Source organism: Faecalicatena contorta (genome assembly GCF_001404335.1).
Taxonomy (GTDB): domain Bacteria; phylum Bacillota; class Clostridia; order Lachnospirales; family Lachnospiraceae; genus Faecalicatena; species Faecalicatena contortus_B.
Genome location: NZ_CYZU01000038.1, coordinates 20,970 through 39,289, shown reverse-complemented (window position 1 = coordinate 39,289; position 18,320 = coordinate 20,970). Strand labels below are relative to the sequence as shown.

General features: G+C 47.3%; 16 protein-coding genes. All 16 read left to right on the top strand.

Features of this window, described 5'->3' with window-relative positions; translation table 11 throughout:
* The first annotated feature begins 31 nt into the window (after positions 1-31).
* The 16 genes from ARB69_RS17285 (at position 32) to miaA (ending at position 18,315) form a co-directional block, all read left to right on the top strand.
* On the top strand, positions 32-1,141 hold the full coding sequence (locus ARB69_RS17285; protein WP_050642265.1) for a substrate-binding domain-containing protein: 1,110 nt from the start codon (positions 32-34) through the stop codon (positions 1,139-1,141).
* Positions 1,142-1,220: 79 nt separating this feature from the next.
* Positions 1,221-2,747 carry a sugar ABC transporter ATP-binding protein gene (locus ARB69_RS17280; RefSeq protein ID WP_055154449.1) on the top strand — a complete coding sequence of 509 codons (1,527 nt, stop codon included), beginning with the start codon at positions 1,221-1,223 and terminating at the stop codon, positions 2,745-2,747.
* Positions 2,748-2,765: 18 nt separating this feature from the next.
* Positions 2,766-3,716: an ABC transporter permease gene (locus ARB69_RS17275; RefSeq protein ID WP_050642267.1), complete on the top strand. Its 951-nt coding sequence runs from the start codon at positions 2,766-2,768 to the stop codon at positions 3,714-3,716.
* A gap of 18 nt (positions 3,717-3,734) precedes the next feature.
* Positions 3,735-4,694 carry a glycyl-radical enzyme activating protein gene (locus tag ARB69_RS17270; protein WP_055154447.1) on the top strand — a complete coding sequence of 320 codons (960 nt, stop codon included), beginning with the start codon at positions 3,735-3,737 and terminating at the stop codon, positions 4,692-4,694.
* A gap of 154 nt (positions 4,695-4,848) precedes the next feature.
* Positions 4,849-5,859, top strand: a complete 1,011-nt coding sequence (locus ARB69_RS17265) for a PhoH family protein (protein ID WP_050642269.1) — start codon at positions 4,849-4,851, stop codon at positions 5,857-5,859.
* Between the two features lie 308 nt (positions 5,860-6,167).
* Complete coding sequence (ybeY, locus tag ARB69_RS17260; protein ID WP_050642270.1) at positions 6,168-6,665, top strand: rRNA maturation RNase YbeY; 498 nt, start codon at positions 6,168-6,170, stop codon at positions 6,663-6,665.
* A gap of 78 nt (positions 6,666-6,743) precedes the next feature.
* On the top strand, positions 6,744-8,417 hold the full coding sequence (locus ARB69_RS17255; protein WP_050642271.1) for a putative polysaccharide biosynthesis protein: 1,674 nt from the start codon (positions 6,744-6,746) through the stop codon (positions 8,415-8,417).
* A gap of 91 nt (positions 8,418-8,508) precedes the next feature.
* Positions 8,509-8,871, top strand: coding sequence for a hypothetical protein (locus ARB69_RS17250; RefSeq protein WP_050642272.1), 363 nt, complete (start codon positions 8,509-8,511; stop codon positions 8,869-8,871).
* A gap of 87 nt (positions 8,872-8,958) precedes the next feature.
* Positions 8,959-9,180, top strand: a complete 222-nt coding sequence (locus ARB69_RS17245) for a DUF896 domain-containing protein (RefSeq protein WP_009004195.1) — start codon at positions 8,959-8,961, stop codon at positions 9,178-9,180.
* Positions 9,149-9,721, top strand: a complete 573-nt coding sequence (locus tag ARB69_RS17240) for a 5-formyltetrahydrofolate cyclo-ligase (RefSeq protein ID WP_082203092.1) — start codon at positions 9,149-9,151, stop codon at positions 9,719-9,721. Before ARB69_RS17245 ends, ARB69_RS17240 begins: the two co-directional genes overlap by 32 nt.
* Positions 9,715-9,897 carry a DUF4250 domain-containing protein gene (locus ARB69_RS17235; protein WP_050642274.1) on the top strand — a complete coding sequence of 61 codons (183 nt, stop codon included), beginning with the start codon at positions 9,715-9,717 and terminating at the stop codon, positions 9,895-9,897. Before ARB69_RS17240 ends, ARB69_RS17235 begins: the two co-directional genes overlap by 7 nt.
* Before the next feature lie 35 nt (positions 9,898-9,932).
* Positions 9,933-11,384 carry a tRNA (N6-isopentenyl adenosine(37)-C2)-methylthiotransferase MiaB gene (gene miaB, locus ARB69_RS17230; RefSeq protein WP_050642275.1) on the top strand — a complete coding sequence of 484 codons (1,452 nt, stop codon included), beginning with the start codon at positions 9,933-9,935 and terminating at the stop codon, positions 11,382-11,384.
* A gap of 123 nt (positions 11,385-11,507) precedes the next feature.
* Positions 11,508-11,924: a putative ABC transporter permease gene (locus ARB69_RS17225; protein WP_050642276.1), complete on the top strand. Its 417-nt coding sequence runs from the start codon at positions 11,508-11,510 to the stop codon at positions 11,922-11,924.
* A gap of 411 nt (positions 11,925-12,335) precedes the next feature.
* Positions 12,336-14,987 carry a DNA mismatch repair protein MutS gene (gene mutS / locus ARB69_RS17220; protein WP_330377721.1) on the top strand — a complete coding sequence of 884 codons (2,652 nt, stop codon included), beginning with the start codon at positions 12,336-12,338 and terminating at the stop codon, positions 14,985-14,987.
* Between the two features lie 247 nt (positions 14,988-15,234).
* Positions 15,235-17,355, top strand: coding sequence for a DNA mismatch repair endonuclease MutL (gene mutL / locus ARB69_RS17215; protein ID WP_055154446.1), 2,121 nt, complete (start codon positions 15,235-15,237; stop codon positions 17,353-17,355).
* On the top strand, positions 17,356-18,315 hold the full coding sequence (gene miaA, locus ARB69_RS17210) for a tRNA (adenosine(37)-N6)-dimethylallyltransferase MiaA (protein ID WP_055154445.1): 960 nt from the start codon (positions 17,356-17,358) through the stop codon (positions 18,313-18,315). It begins immediately after the preceding gene.
* Positions 18,316-18,320: the final 5 nt, after the last annotated feature.

Sequence of the window (18,320 nt, the reverse complement as noted above, 5' to 3'; positions counted from 1 at the left end):
AGTTTGTTCAGAAGAATGGGAGGAAAAAGAGATGAAAAAAAGGATAATGAGTATATTTCTGTGTATATGCGTGATGGGGACTTTAGCAGCCTGTCAGCCGGCAAGCCAGAAAAAGAGTACAGAGACAAAAAGTGCACAAGCAAGTAATGCAACGGGAGAAAGCTTCTCACCGACAAATGAAATGCTGAACACGCTGCCGGAAGAGCCGATTGGAGAAGAAAATGAATTCGAAGGATTGCAGATTGCGCTTTCTCAAAGAAACATTGCAGGCTCGGAATGGTATGAACAGCTTGTAAGGGTGGCACAGTTGGAGGCGGAGCACTTAGGCGTGAAACTGACCGTATACGATGGGGAAGATGATATTACAAAACAGATGGGTGATATTGAAACTGCGGTAAATATGAAAATGGACGCAATTATTGTAAACCCGAAGGATTCATCAGGGCTTCTTCCCGCAATCGAGAAAGTACATAATGCAGGAATACCACTGACAGTCGTAAACAGTGCAATGAGTGAAGAGGCGGCGCCTTTCACATTTGTCTCTGCTGATGTAGAGAACAGCGGCTATCAGGGCGGCTTTGAACTAGCAAAGGCATTTGACGAAAAATATGGATGGAAGGATTCTGTAAAAGCACTTGTACTCTCCGCGGCAGCACAGGAAAAAGAGTCCGATTTGAGAAGATGGGGGCAGATCAACGGCTACAATGACTATATGCTCGAAAAGTACGGAAAATCAAATCTGGATATTGTTGCATACCAGTACTATAACTGGCAGCCAGAGCCCGCAATGACAGTGACGACTGATGTTCTGCAGGCAAATCCGGATCTGGACATTATCTTCAGTGCATGTGACGGCGGATGCCAGGGAGTTGTTTCTGCAATTGAATCAGCCGGCAAGACCGGGAAGATTATGATTACATCGATTGATGGAAGAAAATCTGTCCTGAAATGGATTAAAGACGGTGACAAAGGTGTTGCGGCAACAGTATCCAACGACCCGAGAATTATGGGAAAATGGGCGGTATACCTTGCTGCACAGCAGGCATCCGGTGTCACTACGCCGGCGACGTTTAACGTACCGAATACATGTTATACGAAGAGTAATGTGGACGATGTTTACGATCCGGACTCCACATATTAAAAGGAAAAGGCCGCCAAAGGGCGGTCTTTTACCTTATCAAAGGATTTGCCTTTAAGAAAAGGGAAAGAGGTGGTTAGGTATGGGATTTGCAGTTGAAATGAGACATATAACAAAGGCATTCTCCGGAGTGAAAGCAATAGATGATGTTTCCCTTCAAATCGAGGAAGGGGAAATCCATGCACTGATCGGCGAGAACGGTGCAGGGAAATCTACGCTGATGAATGTATTAAGCGGGAGCTTTTCACATCATACATATGAGGGAGAGGTGCTTGTGGGAGGGAATCAGGTGAAGCTTTTAAGCCCGGATGATGCGAACAAGGCGGGAATTGTCATGGTGCATCAGGAATTGGCACTGATTCCTGAGATCAGTGTTGCTGAGAACGTATTTCTGGGGCATATGCCGGGAAATCATACGGGGATTGACTGGAAAACAGTCTTTAAAAAAGCGGAAGAGGCATTAAAGCGGCTGTCACTGGACATTGATGTGAAATCAAAGGTAAAGTATTTAAGCGTTGGCCAGCAGCAGCTAGTTGAAATTGCCAAGGCAATTATGATGGGCGGAAGGGTACTGATTTTGGATGAACCGACGGCCCCGCTTACAGACCGTGAGACAGAGACCCTGTTCAGAATCCTGAAGGAACTGAAAAATGAGGGAATTACGATCATCTATATCAGCCACAGGCTGGAGGAGATTTTTAAACTTACGGATTCTGTATCGGTCATGAGAGACGGAAAAATGATCGTGACGAAAAAGACAAGCGAACTGACAACGGATCAGCTTGTGTCTTATATGATTGGCCGGGAATTAAAGAATATGTATCCTGATATAGAGACAGAAAAGGGTGATATTATTCTGGAGATTCTGGACTACAGCGTACCCCATCCGGAATATGACGGGAAAAATATCGTAAACCATGTCAGCATGGAATTCAGAAGAGGGGAAATTGTAGGAATCTCGGGGCTTCTGGGGGCCGGACGGACGGAGCTTATGATGGCGGTGACAGGCGGCTACAGAATTCCAGGAAAAGGGAAGATTAAACTGAATGGCAGGGAGATACTCTTTAAGTGTCCAAAAGAGGCGATCCGCTCTGGCATAGGATTCGTAACAGAGGACCGGAAAGGGAACGGTTTGATTGTAGACAAGTCCCTGTGTTTTAATTTAACTCTTGCAGCGCTGGACAAGGTCCGCACAAGACGTATGCTGAACCCAAAGAAAGAGAGTTCCCTTACAGAGAAGTTTATCAAGGATCTGGGGATCAAGTCGGCAGGCATGCATAATCCGGTAAAAAGCTTAAGCGGAGGCAATCAGCAAAAGGTCGTATTGGCAAAATGGCTGGCGACAGACCCCAAGATCTTAATATTGGACGAGCCGACCCGTGGGGTTGATGTGGGTGCAAAATATGAGATCTACACAATTATGAAGGAACTGGCAAAAGCCGGAGTGGCTATTATTATGATCTCTTCCGACCTGCCTGAAGTAATTGGTATGAGCGACCGCGTCTATATCATGAGCGAGGGGAACCTGACAGGGGAACTGAATAAAGAAATGCTGACAGAAGAAAACATTATGAAATATGCAACCAATACTGTAAATGAGCAGAGATAGGTGAGGAGGAATCAAAATATGGAAAAGATTGTTGCCGGAAAAACAGGTCATTTCAAAGCAGGGAAATTTATTAAGAATAATTTTGTTATTATTGCCTTTATTCTTATATTTATATTCAGTTGTTTTGCGACCCCTGTATTTTTAACAGTAGGGAATATTACATCAGTCCTGATCACGAACTCTATTTCTGCAATCTGTGCGCTGGGAATGCTCATGATTATCATCACAGGCGGGATTGACCTTTCAGTTGGCTCGTATGTCTGTATTTGTGTCTGTCTGACAGCAGGTTTTATTCAGAATGGGATGGGGCCCATGGCAATTGCGGCAGTAGGAGGATTAGGGATTTTATTCGGCTGTGTGACCGGAGTTCTGGTCGCTTATGCAAAGGTAGCTCCGTTTATCGTGACGCTTGCTATGACATCCATTCTGAAAGGCCTTGCCTACATGTATCAGGTAGGAGAGAATCGGAGAATTGACGGGACATTCTGGCCGGATTTTATCCAGGGGTCTGTCTTATTCATTCCTACACCGATTTTTATCATGGTATTGGTATTTTTAATTGTACTTTTTGTACTAAATAAAACGAAATATGGAAGAGGGCTCTACGCCATCGGCGGTAATCAGGAGACCGCCAGGCTGGCAGGTATCAATGTAAAAGGATATCTTGTGGCAGTATATGCGATCGGTGGATTTCTGTTTGGATTGGCCGGAATGATTCTTGCGGGACGCCTGAGCATGGGTACAGCAACCGTAGGTGATGGATATGAGCTGGATGCCATCGCATCCGTTGTGATTGGAGGAGCATCCTTATCAGGAGGCACCGGAGGTGCGGTAAAGACTCTGATCGGCGCATTTCTGATGGGAATTCTGATGAATGTCATGAACCTTTTGGGAATTGCATCCTATCCGCAGATGGTCTTCAAGGGAATTATCATTGTAGCGGCTGTCCTTGCTAATCGGAATGACTAGATGCAGGGGGACAGGATCATGACAGGCTCAGTTTACGGAAGTACAGCAAAAAGAGGCGGCCTTGTAGCCAATATTGAGAGGTATGCCCTTAACGACGGACTTGGAGTGCGGACCACGGTCTTTCTGAAAGGCTGCCCCCTGAGGTGCAGATGGTGCTGCAACCCAGAAACACAAAGTAATAAGAAAGAATTCATGTTTTTTGCGGACAATTGTATTGCATGCGGCGCCTGCATGGAAAGTTGTCCTTATGGAGCGTTAAAGACATCACCTGCCGGGGACAGGAATATCTGCAGTGACTGCGCGGACCGGGAATCTCCATTTCCCTGTGTAGAGCAGTGCTTCACGGGATGCAGGAAAATCAGCGGAGAAGAGATGACTGCTGGAGAAGTGACAGCGCTGGTGAAACGGGACATGAACTTCTATCTGAAAAGCGGCGGCGGCGTTACGATTTCCGGAGGGGAACCACTTGCCCAGCCGGAATTCCTGGAAGAACTGCTGAAGTCTCTTAAGGAAAGCTGGATCAACACAGCAATCGAGACCTGCGGGGCGGGGAAGGCAGAGACGATCGAAAGGATTGCCCCTTATGCAGACATGGTATTTTTCGATATAAAGTGCATGGATGACATGAAACATAAGCAATGGACCGGCTCCGGAAACAAGCTGATACTGGATAGATTTCTTCTGATGGCGGAGATGGCGCGGAAGTATTCCTTTGACCTGATCGCCAGAACTCCAATTATTCCCGGCTTTAATGACTCGGAGGAGGAAATACGTGCAATCGGAGAGTTCATAAAAAGCGCCGGAGCTTCTGCCGTGGCCGGGTATGAGCTGCTCCCGTACCATAAGCTTGGGAGAGGCAAGTATAAGGCGCTGGGAAGGAGGTATGGTTTAGAAAACCTGACACCTCCCTCCGGCCCGCTGATGGAAAGGCTGAATGCAGCAGCGGGGAGCACAGGTGTGGAGATGTGTAAGTTCTAAAAATGCAGGTGCTTATCCGGTATATTTATTATCCGATGTGGATTTTCGGTGAAACAGAAATGAAAACGTGGGTCCTAATACTTGAAAAAACAGGTTGATTCCACTATAATACTTCTTGTGCTATATCCAAATCACGAAAGCGAGGTATTATCGTTTGCAGAAGGAACAACTGTCGTTTGACACCATAAATCAACAGCAGGCCGTTTTTGGGCCGGAGGATAAATATATTAAGCTAATTGAAAACAGCTTTCATGTGAGCATTGTAGGCCGCGATTCCATGCTGGAAGTCGCAGGGGAATCAGAGATTGATGTCAACTGTGTGAAAGAAGTTTTAGAATGCATGAAACAGCTCCACACCGGCGGCGCTGCGCTGACGGAAGATACCGTACACCGTCTGATCGAGGAATCCAGGGATGGAGGACTCGATGAAACTTATAAAGCCATGCAGGATGTCGTTACCCTGACTTATAAGCATGGCCCCGTGAAGTGTAAGACTCTTGGACAGAAGAATTATGTAAAAGCGTTAAAGGAAAATATTGTCACTTTCTGTATCGGCCCTGCCGGAACCGGAAAAACATACCTGGCCGTTGCCCAGGCAGCGGAAGAATTAAAACGGGGGGAAATCGATAAGATCATTATGAGCAGGCCGGCGATAGAAGCGGGGGAAGAGCGTCTGGGATTTCTGCCCGGAGACCTGGCGCAGAAGGTAGACCCCTATCTGAGACCGTTGTACGATGCCCTGGACGATATATTCGGACGCGAAAAATCAGAGAAACATCAGGAGCGCGGTGAGATCGAGATTGCTCCCCTGGCATATATGAGAGGCCGTACCTTAAGCCGGGCACGCGTGATAATCGACGAAAGTCAGAATGCGTCATTTTCCACGCTGAAGATGGCGCTGACGCGCCTTGGCGAAGGCTCAAAGATGGTACTGACCGGTGATGTGACTCAGATCGACCTTCCGAGGAATACAGATTCCGGTCTGGAAAGATGCGCACGGATTCTGGGCGGTATCGATGATATCGCCGTTACGAAGTTATCAAACCGTGACGTAGTCCGCAATAAGATTGTGAAAGATATTGTAAAGGCATTTGAAAAGGAAGAAGAACGTACACAGGCAAGACGTGACAAGAAACGGATCGGATCCGGTCCGAAGACGAGATAGTTTGAAATGGAATGAAAAAGATACATCCGGGGAAAAGATATCCCGGCTGTATCTTTTTCATTTAGTACAGGTGCAAAAGCCTCAAAGTAGCCCCTCTACGCCTACGTTTTTGCGTCTGCACTCTCGAAAAAACATTCTCACCGAACCAGCAAGGTATTTGGATTGTCCTATACTAGGAAGCTTTGTAAAAAAAGCAACTTTACAAGGGAGTGAAATGAGGTGTATAATAGGCTGGAGTTTGTATGTAAAGAATTGGAAATAAAACAATTATAATTCGAACCGGCAAACAGTTAGTAAAGGAGTAACTCATGAGTTTATACATGGAAGAAGAAGGCGGACTGAAGCTGCCTTTCAATACAGAAGATACAGCAAATCTTGTGATTGAGGCGGCGCTGGAATACGAAGGCTGTCCGTATGAGGCTGAGATTAATCTGCTGCTGACCACAGACGAGGATATCCGGGACATGAATCAGATGTTCCGCCAGATAGACAAAGCGACGGACGTGCTGTCTTTTCCTATGCTGGAATATGAGACGCCCGGGGATTTTTCAGAGATGGAAGCGCATTCCCAGGACTGCTTTAACCCAGAATCCGGGGAACTGATGCTGGGGGATATCGTCATATCAAAAGATAAAGTCCTTGAACAGGCAGAGGCTTACGGACATTCTCCTCGCAGAGAATACGCTTTTCTGATTGCCCACAGCATGCTGCACTTATTTGGATATGACCATATGGAGGAGGAAGAACGTCTTCTTATGGAGCAGAAGCAGAGGGACATTCTTGAAAATATTCAGATATTGCGGTAGGGTGTGTTTTGCATTGGAGCAAGGATTATCAATCACACTCTTTGCTAAGTAAACGGAACAGTTGCACGGAGGGAACTTATGGCTGAGTCACATAAGCAAAAAAAGAGAAAAGATGATTTTCTAATGCAGGGTGCGATCCTGGCGATTGCCGGAGTCATCACGAAAATCATTGGTGTTGTATATAGAATTCCCCTGACAAATATTCTGGGGGATGAAGGGATGGGATTTTACGGGTATGCGTTCGAAGTCTATGCACTGGCGCTGCTTCTATCTTCCCTGAGCCTGCCGACCGTAGTCTCAAAGCTTGTCTCCGCGAGGATGGCTATGAGGCAGAGAAGGAACGCATTCCGCGTATTTGTATGCTCCCTGGTGTTTTCCCTTGTGATTGGGGCTGTATTCGCCCTCATCATTTTCTTTGGCGCGGATCTGATTTCCACTCACATCATGGAATCGCCGCTCAGCGCTTATGCCCTGAAGGTTCTGGCGCCCGGGCTTTTTATTGTATCCGTCTTAGGTGTTCTGAGGGGATATTTCCAGGGGCTTGGCACCATGGTACCCACGGCCGTGTCACAGGTAATTGAGCAGATTGTCAATGCGGTTATCAGCCTGGCTGGCGCAAGCATCCTCTTTGGTATCGGGATAAAAGCGGCGGAGAAGCAGAATAACGATCTGATGGGGCCTGCATACGGGGCCGCAGGAGGAACACTGGGAACAATTGCAGGAGCCCTGTCTGCCCTGTTCTTCCTGTTATTTGCCATTTTTGTATACCGCGGTGTCATACGCAGACAGCTCCGCACAGACAGAACCCGCCGTCAGGAGAGCTACGGCCGGATTCTGAAGATTCTTCTGATTACGCTCGTTCCTATTATATTCAGTACTGCGATTTACAACATTAACCAGTTACTGGATATGACAATATTTAATAAAATTATGGCTGCGCAGGGGTATTCGGAAGAAAAATACATGGCTCTGCTGGGAATTTATTCGGGAAAATATAATACACTGCTCAGTGTACCGCTCGCCATGGCCAACGGTCTGGCAGCATCTATTATCCCCAGTCTGACCGGAGCGGTTGCCAGAAATGACCGACCGCAGATTCATAATAAGATTAACCAGTCTGTCCGGTTCACCATGCTCATAGCAATCCCCTGTTTTGTGGGATTTGTGGTACTGGCATCACCGATTATGGTTCTGCTTTTCGGAGATTCCAGTCGTACACCGGCATTGCTCCTCGCGGTCGGATCCATTACACTTGTATTTTACTGTTTATCCACGGTTACAAATTCCGTGCTGCAGGGCCTGGACAAAATATCTGTGCCTGCTAAGAATGCGGGAATATCACTGGTTGTACATATCATTTCCCTGCTGATTATGCTGATTGTATTTAAATGGAATATTTACGCGCTTGTGGGCAGCAACATTGTATTTGCACTTTGCATGTGTATCCTGAATATCAGGGCCATTCACAAGGCGAACGGACACCGTCAGGAGATGGAAAAGACTTTTGTGAAGCCGCTTCTCGCAGCCGTCATCATGGGTGTTGTTACGTATGCCGTGCACCTGGTGCTTGATCTTCTGATCGGAGGCCGTATTCCGACGATCCTTTCGATTTTGGCTGCCGTTGCCGTATACGCCGTGAGTATCTTAAAATTGGGTGCTCTTTCACCGGAAGATATCCGTGATCTGCCCCAGGGACGGAAAATACTGAGGATATGCAGAAAACTGCATCTGCTTCCCCACGGCGGACGGTAGAAACAACAGCCGATAAACTGATAATTTTTTCGAAAAATTGTATAGAATAATAAAAAAAGCCAATACTGTATGAAAAAAGGAGTCGGTCCTTATGAAAATGAAATACTGTATTGGCTTTTTTGCAGGCGTTTTTCTGCTTGTTTCCATGCTGGGGATTGGCTACCAGCTCAGCTACCAGTATATGCTGGACAGGCAGGAAGCCAAGGCTGAAATTCCGGAACAGAAAACGGAAAGCATTACAACAAAAGGGAGTGCCACAAAGAATGAAGGCTATTATATTTGTGAGCTCCATGGATATATTGTAGTTTATCTCAATGACAAGACAACAATTTATGAAGTTACAAGTATTCCGCTTTCAAACCTGCCGGAAGATATGCAGGAGGAAGTCAAGGAAGGAAAACTGATCGAGACGGAACAGGCACTCTACGGATTTTTAGAAAATTATTCGAGCTGATAAGTAGACGAAATCTGTCAAATAGTGTAATATATACTTTGTTCTGCAGCTTTGCTAAAGAAAATGATCTGCAAATAGGAGAAACAAATGGACGAACAAAAGATTAAACGAATCAATGAATTATACAGAAAATCCAAAGCCGAAGGCCTTACCGAATCTGAAAAGAAGGAACAGAAAATCCTGCGCCAGGAATATGTGGATTCTTTCAGGCAGAATCTGCGCAGCCAGCTTGATCGAATTGATATTGAGGAAAAAGATGGGACTGTTGTGAATCTGGGTGAAAAGTTTGGAAACAAAAAAGGAAATTAGGGCAAGGCTAAAAAAAGACAGGGCCTCTCTTCCCGCAGAGATGAGACAGGCCTTCAGCGACAGGATTTTTAAGGCTGTTATCGGACATCCCCTGTATCAGAATGCAGAGGAGATCTATTGTTATGTCGCTTTCCGGGAAGAAGTGTCTACGTTGTCGCTGGTGGAATACTCCTGGAAAATGGGAAAAAAGGTTGCAGTTCCCAAGATCCATGTGGATAACTCCGGGCTTAGAATGGAGTTTTATTATATTGACAGTATGGATGAACTGTCAGAAGGGTATTATGGGATATCCGAGCCGCCGGCAGAGAAAATGGCCTCCGGCAGCCAGGTACTGGTTATTATGCCCGGCGTGGCTTTTGACAGGCGGGGCAGCCGCATTGGTTACGGAAAAGGCTTTTATGACTCTTATCTTGGAAAGCATCCCGAATACCGCCGCATAGCGCTTGCCTATGAGATGCAGTGCCTGGATCGGATTCCTTCTGAGGTACACGATATCCGGCCTGAATGTATCATAACAGAAAAGGAGATTTATACATGCTGACAGGACTTCCGGGCGATCCGGTCATTTTGCTGAGCGTCGTGAATACGAAGCTCAGGGATTATTATCAATCATTGGACGAACTTTGCGATGATTTGGCGATATCCGCAGAAGAATTGGCCGGGAAGCTGAAAATGATAGATTACGAATATGATGCCGCAAGGAACCAGTTTGTCTGACTGCTGTCCGGGGCATAAGTAAAGGGATATTACATATGAAAACAATTGATTTTTCAAAAATTGACTTATTAAAAGAACCGCCTGTCCGAGAGCCGGAAAGGCAGTATTATTTTATAGCAAAAGCAAGAGAATACGTCAGGGAGCAGGCCGAAAAAGCAGGCCATCCTCTGACTTTTTGCGTTGTCACCTTTGGCTGCCAGATGAATGCCAGGGACTCCGAGAAACTGGCTGGTATACTGGAACAGATCGGATACCGGGAGGAAACCGACGAGGAAAAAGCGGATTTTGTAATTTATAATACCTGTACCGTCAGGGAGAACGCCAATCAGAGGGTGTACGGAAGGCTCGGCCAGTTAAACCGTGTCAAAAAAAAGAATCCGCATATGCTGATCGGCCTTTGCGGTTGTATGATGCAGGAACCGGAAGTCGTAGAAAAGCTTAAGAAGAGTTATCGGTTTGTAGATTTGATTTTCGGCACCCACAATATCTATAAATTTGCTGAACTGATTGCTACCCGTCTGGAATCCGGGCGTATGGTCATCGATATATGGAAAGATACAGATAAGATCGTAGAGGATCTGCCTGCAGAAAGAAAGTATTCGTTTAAATCCGGTGTTAATATCATGTTCGGCTGCAATAATTTCTGCAGCTACTGCATTGTCCCCTATGTGAGGGGGCGGGAGAGAAGCCGTAATCCACGCGATATCATCCGTGAGATCGAGGAACTGGTGGCTGACGGAGTGGTTGAAGTGATGCTTCTGGGACAGAATGTAAACTCCTACGGAAAGAACCTGGACCAGCCCATGAGTTTTGCACAGCTGCTCCGGGAGATTGAAAAAATAGACGGACTGAAAAGGATTCGTTTTATGACATCCCATCCCAAGGATCTGTCCGACGAACTGATCGAAGTGATGGGCAGCTCCGAAAAGATCTGCCGTCATCTCCATCTGCCGGTACAGTCCGGAAGCAGCCGCATTCTGGAAAAGATGAACCGCCGCTATACAAAAGAGCATTATCTGGAGCTGGTTGAAAAAATAAGGTCTTCTGTGCCGGACATCTCTCTGACTACGGATATTATCGTTGGTTTTCCGGGGGAGACGGAAGAGGATTTTCAGGAGACTCTGGATGTGGTCAGGAAAGTACGATATGACAGCGCCTTTACCTTTATCTATTCCAAGAGAACCGGCACGCCTGCGGCGGTAATGGAAGACCAGGTTCCAGAGGGCGTGGTGAAGGACCGATTCGACCGCCTCTTAAAAGAGGTGCAGAGTATATCGGGCGAAGTGTGTAGTGTATACACGAATACAATCCAGGATGTACTTGTCGAGACGGTCAATGACCACGATGCGGCGCTGGTAACCGGCCGAATGGGCAATAACCTGCTGGTTCATTTTCCAGGCGGTGAGGACCTGATCGGAAAGATTGTAAGTGTGGAATTAAAAGAATGCAGAGGTTTTTATTATATTGGCGATATGATTAAGAAATAAATTGTTGCTATGCACGCCCGATGAGACGTGCATAGTAACAATAAATTCCACCTATAATTCAATAAAAAACGTCCAGACTATATATAACAGATACGAATGGATATATAGGAGGACGTTTTTTCGGTGAAAAAAGTGAGCGAATACCTGGTACTCTGGACACTGGGCGGAACAATTTATTATACATTTGAAGTCATATTCAGAGGCTTTTCACATTGGTCCATGTTTTTGCTGGGCGGGCTTTGCCTTGTCTTCTTTGGACAGCAGGGACTCTGGGTAAAATGGGAGGATCCGCTTTGGCTGCAGCTGGTCCGCTGCGTGCTGTTTGTGACGGCGGGAGAGTTTATCACCGGGATCATAGTGAATAAATGGCTGCATTGGAACGTCTGGGATTATTCGGATCAGCCTTTTCAACTGTTCGGACAGATATGTGCGCCCTTTACCATCTTATTTTCCGGGCTGAGCGTGTTCGGGATCTTTCTGGCGGCATACCTGCTTTACTGGCTCTATGGAGAGACAAAACCACATTTTCACGTACTGTAATATTTTGCGTAACAGCTCAGACAGGTCTGCGCATTTACTGCGCAGACCGTACGAAAACATGGTGGTTGCAGGCATACAGCCCTTCGCCGCAGGCGAATTTAAATGGACTGGATGCGTAACAGTTCAGGCCTGTCTGAACTGTTACTATTTTACAAACATGTGTCGGCTCTTTGAGAAAAATTCTCTTTCACAACTTTTTTAAAAATGGTATACTAGTATAAGACAATCTAAATACCTTACTGTTTCGCTGGCCTGATTTTCCGATAGCACAGACGCAAAAGCCTCAGCGTAGCACCACTACGCCTGCGTTTTTGCGTCTGCACTCTCGAAAAATCATTCTCACCGAACCAGCAAGGCATTTAAATTGTCTTATACTAGAATGGAAATTCAGAAGCGAAAGGAAGTAGAAACGTGGCAGAATTAACACCAATGATGCAGCAGTATATGGAGACAAAGAATCAGTATCCGGACTGCATTTTATTCTATAGATTAGGCGATTTTTACGAGATGTTTTTTGAGGATGCCATTACGGCATCCAGGGAACTGGAGATCACGCTGACAGGCAAAAGCTGCGGGCTGGAGGAGCGGGCACCCATGTGCGGTGTCCCTTATCATGCCGTAGACAATTACCTGAACAAACTGGTCGCAAAGGGCTACAAGGTAGCCATCTGTGAGCAGATGGAGGACCCCAAGCTGACAAAGGGACTTGTCAAACGGGATGTAGTGCGGATTGTCACCCCCGGAACCAATCTGGCCCCGCAGGCACTGGATGAGACAAAGAACAATTATCTGATGTGTATCGTTTACATAGCCGACCGTTATGGCCTGGCCATCTCCGATATTACGACCGGAGACTATTTTGTAACAGAACTTCCCGACAGCGTAAAGCTGATGGATGAGATTTACAAGTTTATGCCCTCCGAAATCATCTGCAATGAATCTTTTTACATGAGCGGCATGGATTTGGATGACCTGAGAAACCGGCTTGGAATCGCTATATATTCTCTGGACGCCTGGTATTTTGATGATGCAGTCTGCAGGAAGAAGCTGCTGGAGCATTTTCATGTATCCTCCTTTGCAGGGCTTGGGCTGGAGGATTATGACTGCGGGATCATCAGCGCCGGAGCCCTCCTTCAGTATCTGCTGGAAACCCAGAAAAACAATCTGTCCCATTTGACCCATATTACTCCCTATACCACGGGAAAATATATGATGCTGGACAGTTCTACCAGAAGGAATCTGGAACTATGCGAGACGCTGAGGGAAAAGCAAAAAAGAGGTTCCCTGCTCTGGGTGCTGGATAAGACCCGGACTGCCATGGGGGCCCGGACACTCAGGAAGTATGTGGAACAGCCTTTGATAGAAAAAGAGGAGGTTCTTCGGCGCCTGGATGCGGTAGAGGAATTAAAGAACAATGCAATCTCTCGCGAAGAGATCCGCGAATACCTGTCGCCGGTCTATGACCTGGAACGCCTGATTACCCGAATCACCTACGGTTCTGCCAATCCAAGAGACCTGACCGCGCTGTGCAGTTCGCTGGAGATGCTGCCGCCGATCAAATACATACTCGAAGAGATGCAGTCCCCGCTTCTGGGAGGAGTGCGCGATGATCTGGATACACTGGAAGATTTGTGTTCGCTGATCAAGGATGCGATCATAGATGATCCTCCGCTTGCGATGAAAGAGGGCGGTATTATACGGGACGGCTACAGCGAGGAGGTCGATACGCTCAGGCACGCCAAGTCAGACGGGAAAGACTGGCTGGCTAAGCTGGAAGAAGAAGAGCGTGAAAAAACCGGTATTAAGAATCTGAAGATTAAGTACAACAAGGTCTTCGGATATTATCTGGAAGTGACCAATTCCTATAAAGATCTTGTGCCGGATTATTATACAAGAAAGCAGACGCTTGCCAATGCGGAGCGTTATATTACACCGGAACTCAAAGAGCTGGAAGACACAATACTGGGGGCAGAGGACAAGCTGTATGCACTGGAATACGAGCTATACAGCGCTGTCCGCGACACCATAGCCGGGGAGGTCGAGCGCATCCAGAAAACAGCCAAGGCGGTGGCGGCGCTGGACGTATTTGCATCCCTTGCCCTGATTGCGGAACGCAATAATTATGTGCGCCCTAAAATTAACGAAAAGGGCGTAATCGACATCAAGGACGGACGGCACCCGGTCGTGGAAAAGATGATTCCCAATGATATGTTCATCTCAAACGATACCTATCTGGATGATAAAAAGCAGAGGATCTCCATCATCACCGGACCGAATATGGCCGGTAAGTCCACTTACATGCGGCAGGCCGCACTGATCGTTTTGATGGCGCAGCTGGGCTCCTTTGTTCCGGCATCCAGTGCCAATATCGGGCTGGTCGACAGGATCTTTACCCGGGTTGGGGCGTCGGATGATCTCGCTTCCGGACAGAGTACGTTTATGGTCGAGATGACAGAGGTTGCCAATATCCTGCGCAATGCAACCAGCAAAAGCCTGCTTATCCTGGACGAAATCGGAAGGGGAACCAGCACATTTGACGGACTCTCCATCGCATGGGCCGTTGTGGAGTATATCTCCGACACGCATCTGCTGGGAGCAAAAACACTGTTTGCGACACACTACCATGAGCTGACCGAGCTGGAAGGCAAGATAGAAAACGTAAACAATTACTGTATTGCGGTAAAAGAAAAGGGAGACGACATCGTTTTCCTGCGCAAGATCGTGAAAGGCGGGGCGGACAAGAGTTATGGGATCCAGGTAGCCAAACTTGCCGGAGTGCCGGACATTGTCATAGAAAGGGCAAAAGAGATTGTAGAAGAACTCAGTGATGAGGATATCACCACAAGAGTCAGCGAAATTGCCGTCAAAGAACACGAGAGCAAAAAGAAATCCAAGGTCAAAAAATACGATGAAGTTGACATCGCCCAGATGTCTCTGTTTGATACGGTAAAAGACGGAGATGTCCTGGAAGAATTGAAAAATATTGATGTTGGGAACCTGACCCCGATTGATGCATTAAACACGATATACAGATTGCAAAACAAACTGAAAAACCGCTGGTAAAAGCAAAGGGGTCTGACCCTCTTGCAAAGGGGACCACCCCCTTTGCAGAAGGGTCAGACCCCTGGAGCGTGTTTGATAATTCATTGTACACGTCTGACCGCCCCATTTCACGACCTATTTTAGCCAAATTTTATCAACGTAGAACCACTACGCCTCAAAAATTTGGTTAAAACATCTCGCAAAGTGGGACAATCAGCCGTATACATGGTTTATCAAACACACTCTATGGCGGAAAAGGAGAGAAGCTATGCCACATATTCAGGTATTGGATCAGATTACAATTGATAAAATTGCTGCCGGAGAGGTGATTGAGCGTCCGGCCTCTATTGTAAAGGAGCTGGTGGAAAACGCCATTGATGCCCGGGCTACTGCCGTTGTAGTGGAGATACAGGAGGGCGGTATTTCTTTTATCCGGATCATGGATAATGGGGACGGAATACTCCGTGAGGACGTGCCAAATGCTTTCCTCAGGCATTCTACAAGCAAGATTCGGGCGGTTGAAGACCTTTCGCACATCGAATCGCTGGGATTCCGCGGAGAGGCTCTTTCCAGTATTGCTGCAGTTACGCAGGTGGAATTGATTACGAAGAGGAGAGAAGATACTTTAGGAACCCGCTATCTAATTGAGGGCGGCAAAGAACAATTGATAGAGGATACAGGCGCTCCGGATGGGACGACCTTCCTGATACGCCAGCTTTTCTATAATGTTCCGGCCAGAAGAAAGTTCTTGAAGACCCCTATGACAGAGGCCGGTCATATACAAGACCTGTTGATGCGCCTGGCGCTTTCCCATCCGGAAGTGTCATTCCAGTTCATCAACAACGGGCAGGAAAAGTTAAGGACAGCGGGTAATGGCCGGTTGAAAGATGTGATCTACAGCATCTATGGACGCGAGGTGGCCGCCAATTTGATTGAGATGGATTACGGGAAAGGCGGGATCCATATTACCGGCTATCTCGGGAAGCCTACCATCAGCCGCGGCAACCGGAATTTCGAAAACTTTTTTGTAAATGGCAGGTATGTAAAGAGCGCCATGATCTCCAAGGCCATAGAGGATGCATACCGTGATTTTGTTATGCAGCATAAATTTCCTTTTGTTGTATTACACTTCCATATTAATGGCGAAGATATAGATGTAAACGTTCATCCTACAAAGATGGAACTTCGGTTCCAAAGACAGCAGGAAGTATACAACACGGTCTATGAAGCCGTGCACAGAACGCTGCTGGAACCGGAATTAATCCCTGTCGTGGATGTCCCGGAACCTCCAAAGGCGGCAGAAGAGGCTCCGTCAGGAAGTCCGTTCTTACTAAGACCCAAGGCTGGCGCCGTGTCGGATAAAGGCTCGCCAATGACCGCAGGAAAGCAGGAAAGCGCGGAGATGGCGCCCGAGGAGAAAAATGAAGACTACTTCCTCAAAAAGATGAGGGAAAGAGTCTTGTCTTACCATAACCGTGCGTCCTCCGCGGAAGTATCCGATATCCGCCAGATCCACCGACCGGATGAACAGACATCCCGAATCCGGGAAGCCGCGGAAAAACGCAGGGCAGACGAACAGACAACCCACGATGCAAAGCCCCTGCCGGCAGTAACCATCCGGGAAGCCGGGGATATCCCATCCTCTGCTTGGTCAGATGCAGCACCGACACATCTTTCAGAAGAGCGGGCAGTTTATGGAGAAAATCCGGAACCTTCTGAGAAGCCAAAAGCCACCGAGAAGCCGGAAGCCCCTGAAAAGCCGGAACAGCTGAATCTTTTCGACGAAAAGCTGCTGAAGCGCGAGGTAAAGGCGGAATATAAGCTCATTGGCCAGGTGTTCGATACGTACTGGCTAGTCCAGTTCCATGACAGCCTCTATATCATAGACCAGCATGCCGCCCATGAGAGAGTTCTTTATGAGCGGACACTCAAAGGCATGAAAAACCGGGAGTTTACCTCCCAGTATCTGAGTCCGCCTGTCATCCTCAGCCTTTCCATGCAGGAGACAGAGCTTCTGAATGAGCATATGGACCGGTTTAAAAGAATCGGGTTTGAAATCGAACCCTTTGGTGGCGATGAGTATGCAGTCCGCGCAATACCGGACAATCTGTTTGGTATTGCAAAGAAGGAGCTGCTCCTGGAGATGCTGGACGGACTGGCCGATGGGATTACGACTTCCATGACGCCGGAACTGATTGACGAGAAGGTGGCGTCCATGTCCTGCAAGGCCGCAGTAAAAGGAAATAACCGCCTGTCCGCCATGGAGGTGGATACACTGATCCAGGAGCTGCTGGAGCTGGACAATCCATATCACTGTCCTCACGGACGGCCGACCATTATCGCCATGACGAAACGGGAACTGGAAAAGAAATTTAAGAGGATCATATAAATGAAAAAGCCATTGATTATATTGACGGGGCCGACCGCCGCAGGCAAAACGAAAGCTTCCATCGGCCTTGCAAAAGCAGTAGGTGGAGAGATTATTTCCGCCGACTCCATGCAGGTATACCGGTACATGGACATCGGCTCCGCGAAAATCCGGCCCGCCGAAATGGAGGGAATTCCCCACCATCTTGTAGACGTCCTGGATCCGGAAGAGGACTTTCATGTGGTGCGTTTCCAGCAGATGGCAAAGGAGGCCATGAAAGGAATCTATAAAAGAGGACACATTCCCATAGTCGTGGGCGGCACGGGTTTTTACATCCAGGCCCTGCTCTATGATATCGACTTTACGGAGAATGAGGGGGATACCGCCTGCAGGGAGCATCTGGAGCAGCTTGCCAGGGAAAAGGGAGCTGCATACCTCCACGCAATGCTGCGGGAAAAAGACCCCAAATCAGCCGAAGATATCCACGAGAACAACGTAAAACGCGTGATCCGCGCCCTGGAATTTTATCAGCAGACCGGGATTCGTATCTCGGATCACAATGCAGAAGAACGAAAAAAAGAATCTCCGTACAATTACGCCTATTTTGTGCTTCATGATGACCGGTCACGCCTGTATGAACGGATTGACCGCCGGGTTGACCGGATGCTGGAAGAAGGCCTCGTGGAAGAGGTAAAATCATTAAAGGACCGCGGTCTTGGACGTGATAAAATCTCCATGCAGGGGCTGGGATACAAGGAAATCATGGCGTATCTGGATCAGGAGATGACGCTGGATGAAGCGGTTTATACGATCAAAAGAGACACCCGCCACTTTGCAAAGCGGCAGATTACCTGGTTCAAAAGAGAACATGATGTCATCTGGCTGAATAAACAGGAATTTGCTTATAATGAGAAACGCCTTCTTGCACGGATGCTGGATGAGCTGGAAAAACGCAGTATAATAGAGAAAGAAGATAGATGAGGATC

What these genes read in the sequence shown, in the direction of transcription:
- miaB (WP_050642275.1), top strand. Translation starts at nt 9,933, where the DNA reads ATGAAAACAATTGATTTTTCAAAAATTGACTTATTAAAAGAACCGCCT.
- mutL (WP_055154446.1), top strand. Translation starts at nt 15,235, where the DNA reads ATGCCACATATTCAGGTATTGGATCAGATTACAATTGATAAAATTGCT.
- ARB69_RS17280 (WP_055154449.1), top strand. Translation starts at nt 1,221, where the DNA reads ATGGGATTTGCAGTTGAAATGAGACATATAACAAAGGCATTCTCCGGA.
- ARB69_RS17250 (WP_050642272.1), top strand. Translation starts at nt 8,509, where the DNA reads ATGAAAATGAAATACTGTATTGGCTTTTTTGCAGGCGTTTTTCTGCTT.
- ARB69_RS17285 (WP_050642265.1), top strand. Translation starts at nt 32, where the DNA reads ATGAAAAAAAGGATAATGAGTATATTTCTGTGTATATGCGTGATGGGG.
- ARB69_RS17255 (WP_050642271.1), top strand. Translation starts at nt 6,744, where the DNA reads ATGGCTGAGTCACATAAGCAAAAAAAGAGAAAAGATGATTTTCTAATG.
- ARB69_RS17270 (WP_055154447.1), top strand. Translation starts at nt 3,735, where the DNA reads ATGACAGGCTCAGTTTACGGAAGTACAGCAAAAAGAGGCGGCCTTGTA.
- ARB69_RS17275 (WP_050642267.1), top strand. Translation starts at nt 2,766, where the DNA reads ATGGAAAAGATTGTTGCCGGAAAAACAGGTCATTTCAAAGCAGGGAAA.
- miaA (WP_055154445.1), top strand. Translation starts at nt 17,356, where the DNA reads ATGAAAAAGCCATTGATTATATTGACGGGGCCGACCGCCGCAGGCAAA.
- ARB69_RS17235 (WP_050642274.1), top strand. Translation starts at nt 9,715, where the DNA reads ATGCTGACAGGACTTCCGGGCGATCCGGTCATTTTGCTGAGCGTCGTG.
- ybeY (WP_050642270.1), top strand. Translation starts at nt 6,168, where the DNA reads ATGAGTTTATACATGGAAGAAGAAGGCGGACTGAAGCTGCCTTTCAAT.
- ARB69_RS17245 (WP_009004195.1), top strand. Translation starts at nt 8,959, where the DNA reads ATGGACGAACAAAAGATTAAACGAATCAATGAATTATACAGAAAATCC.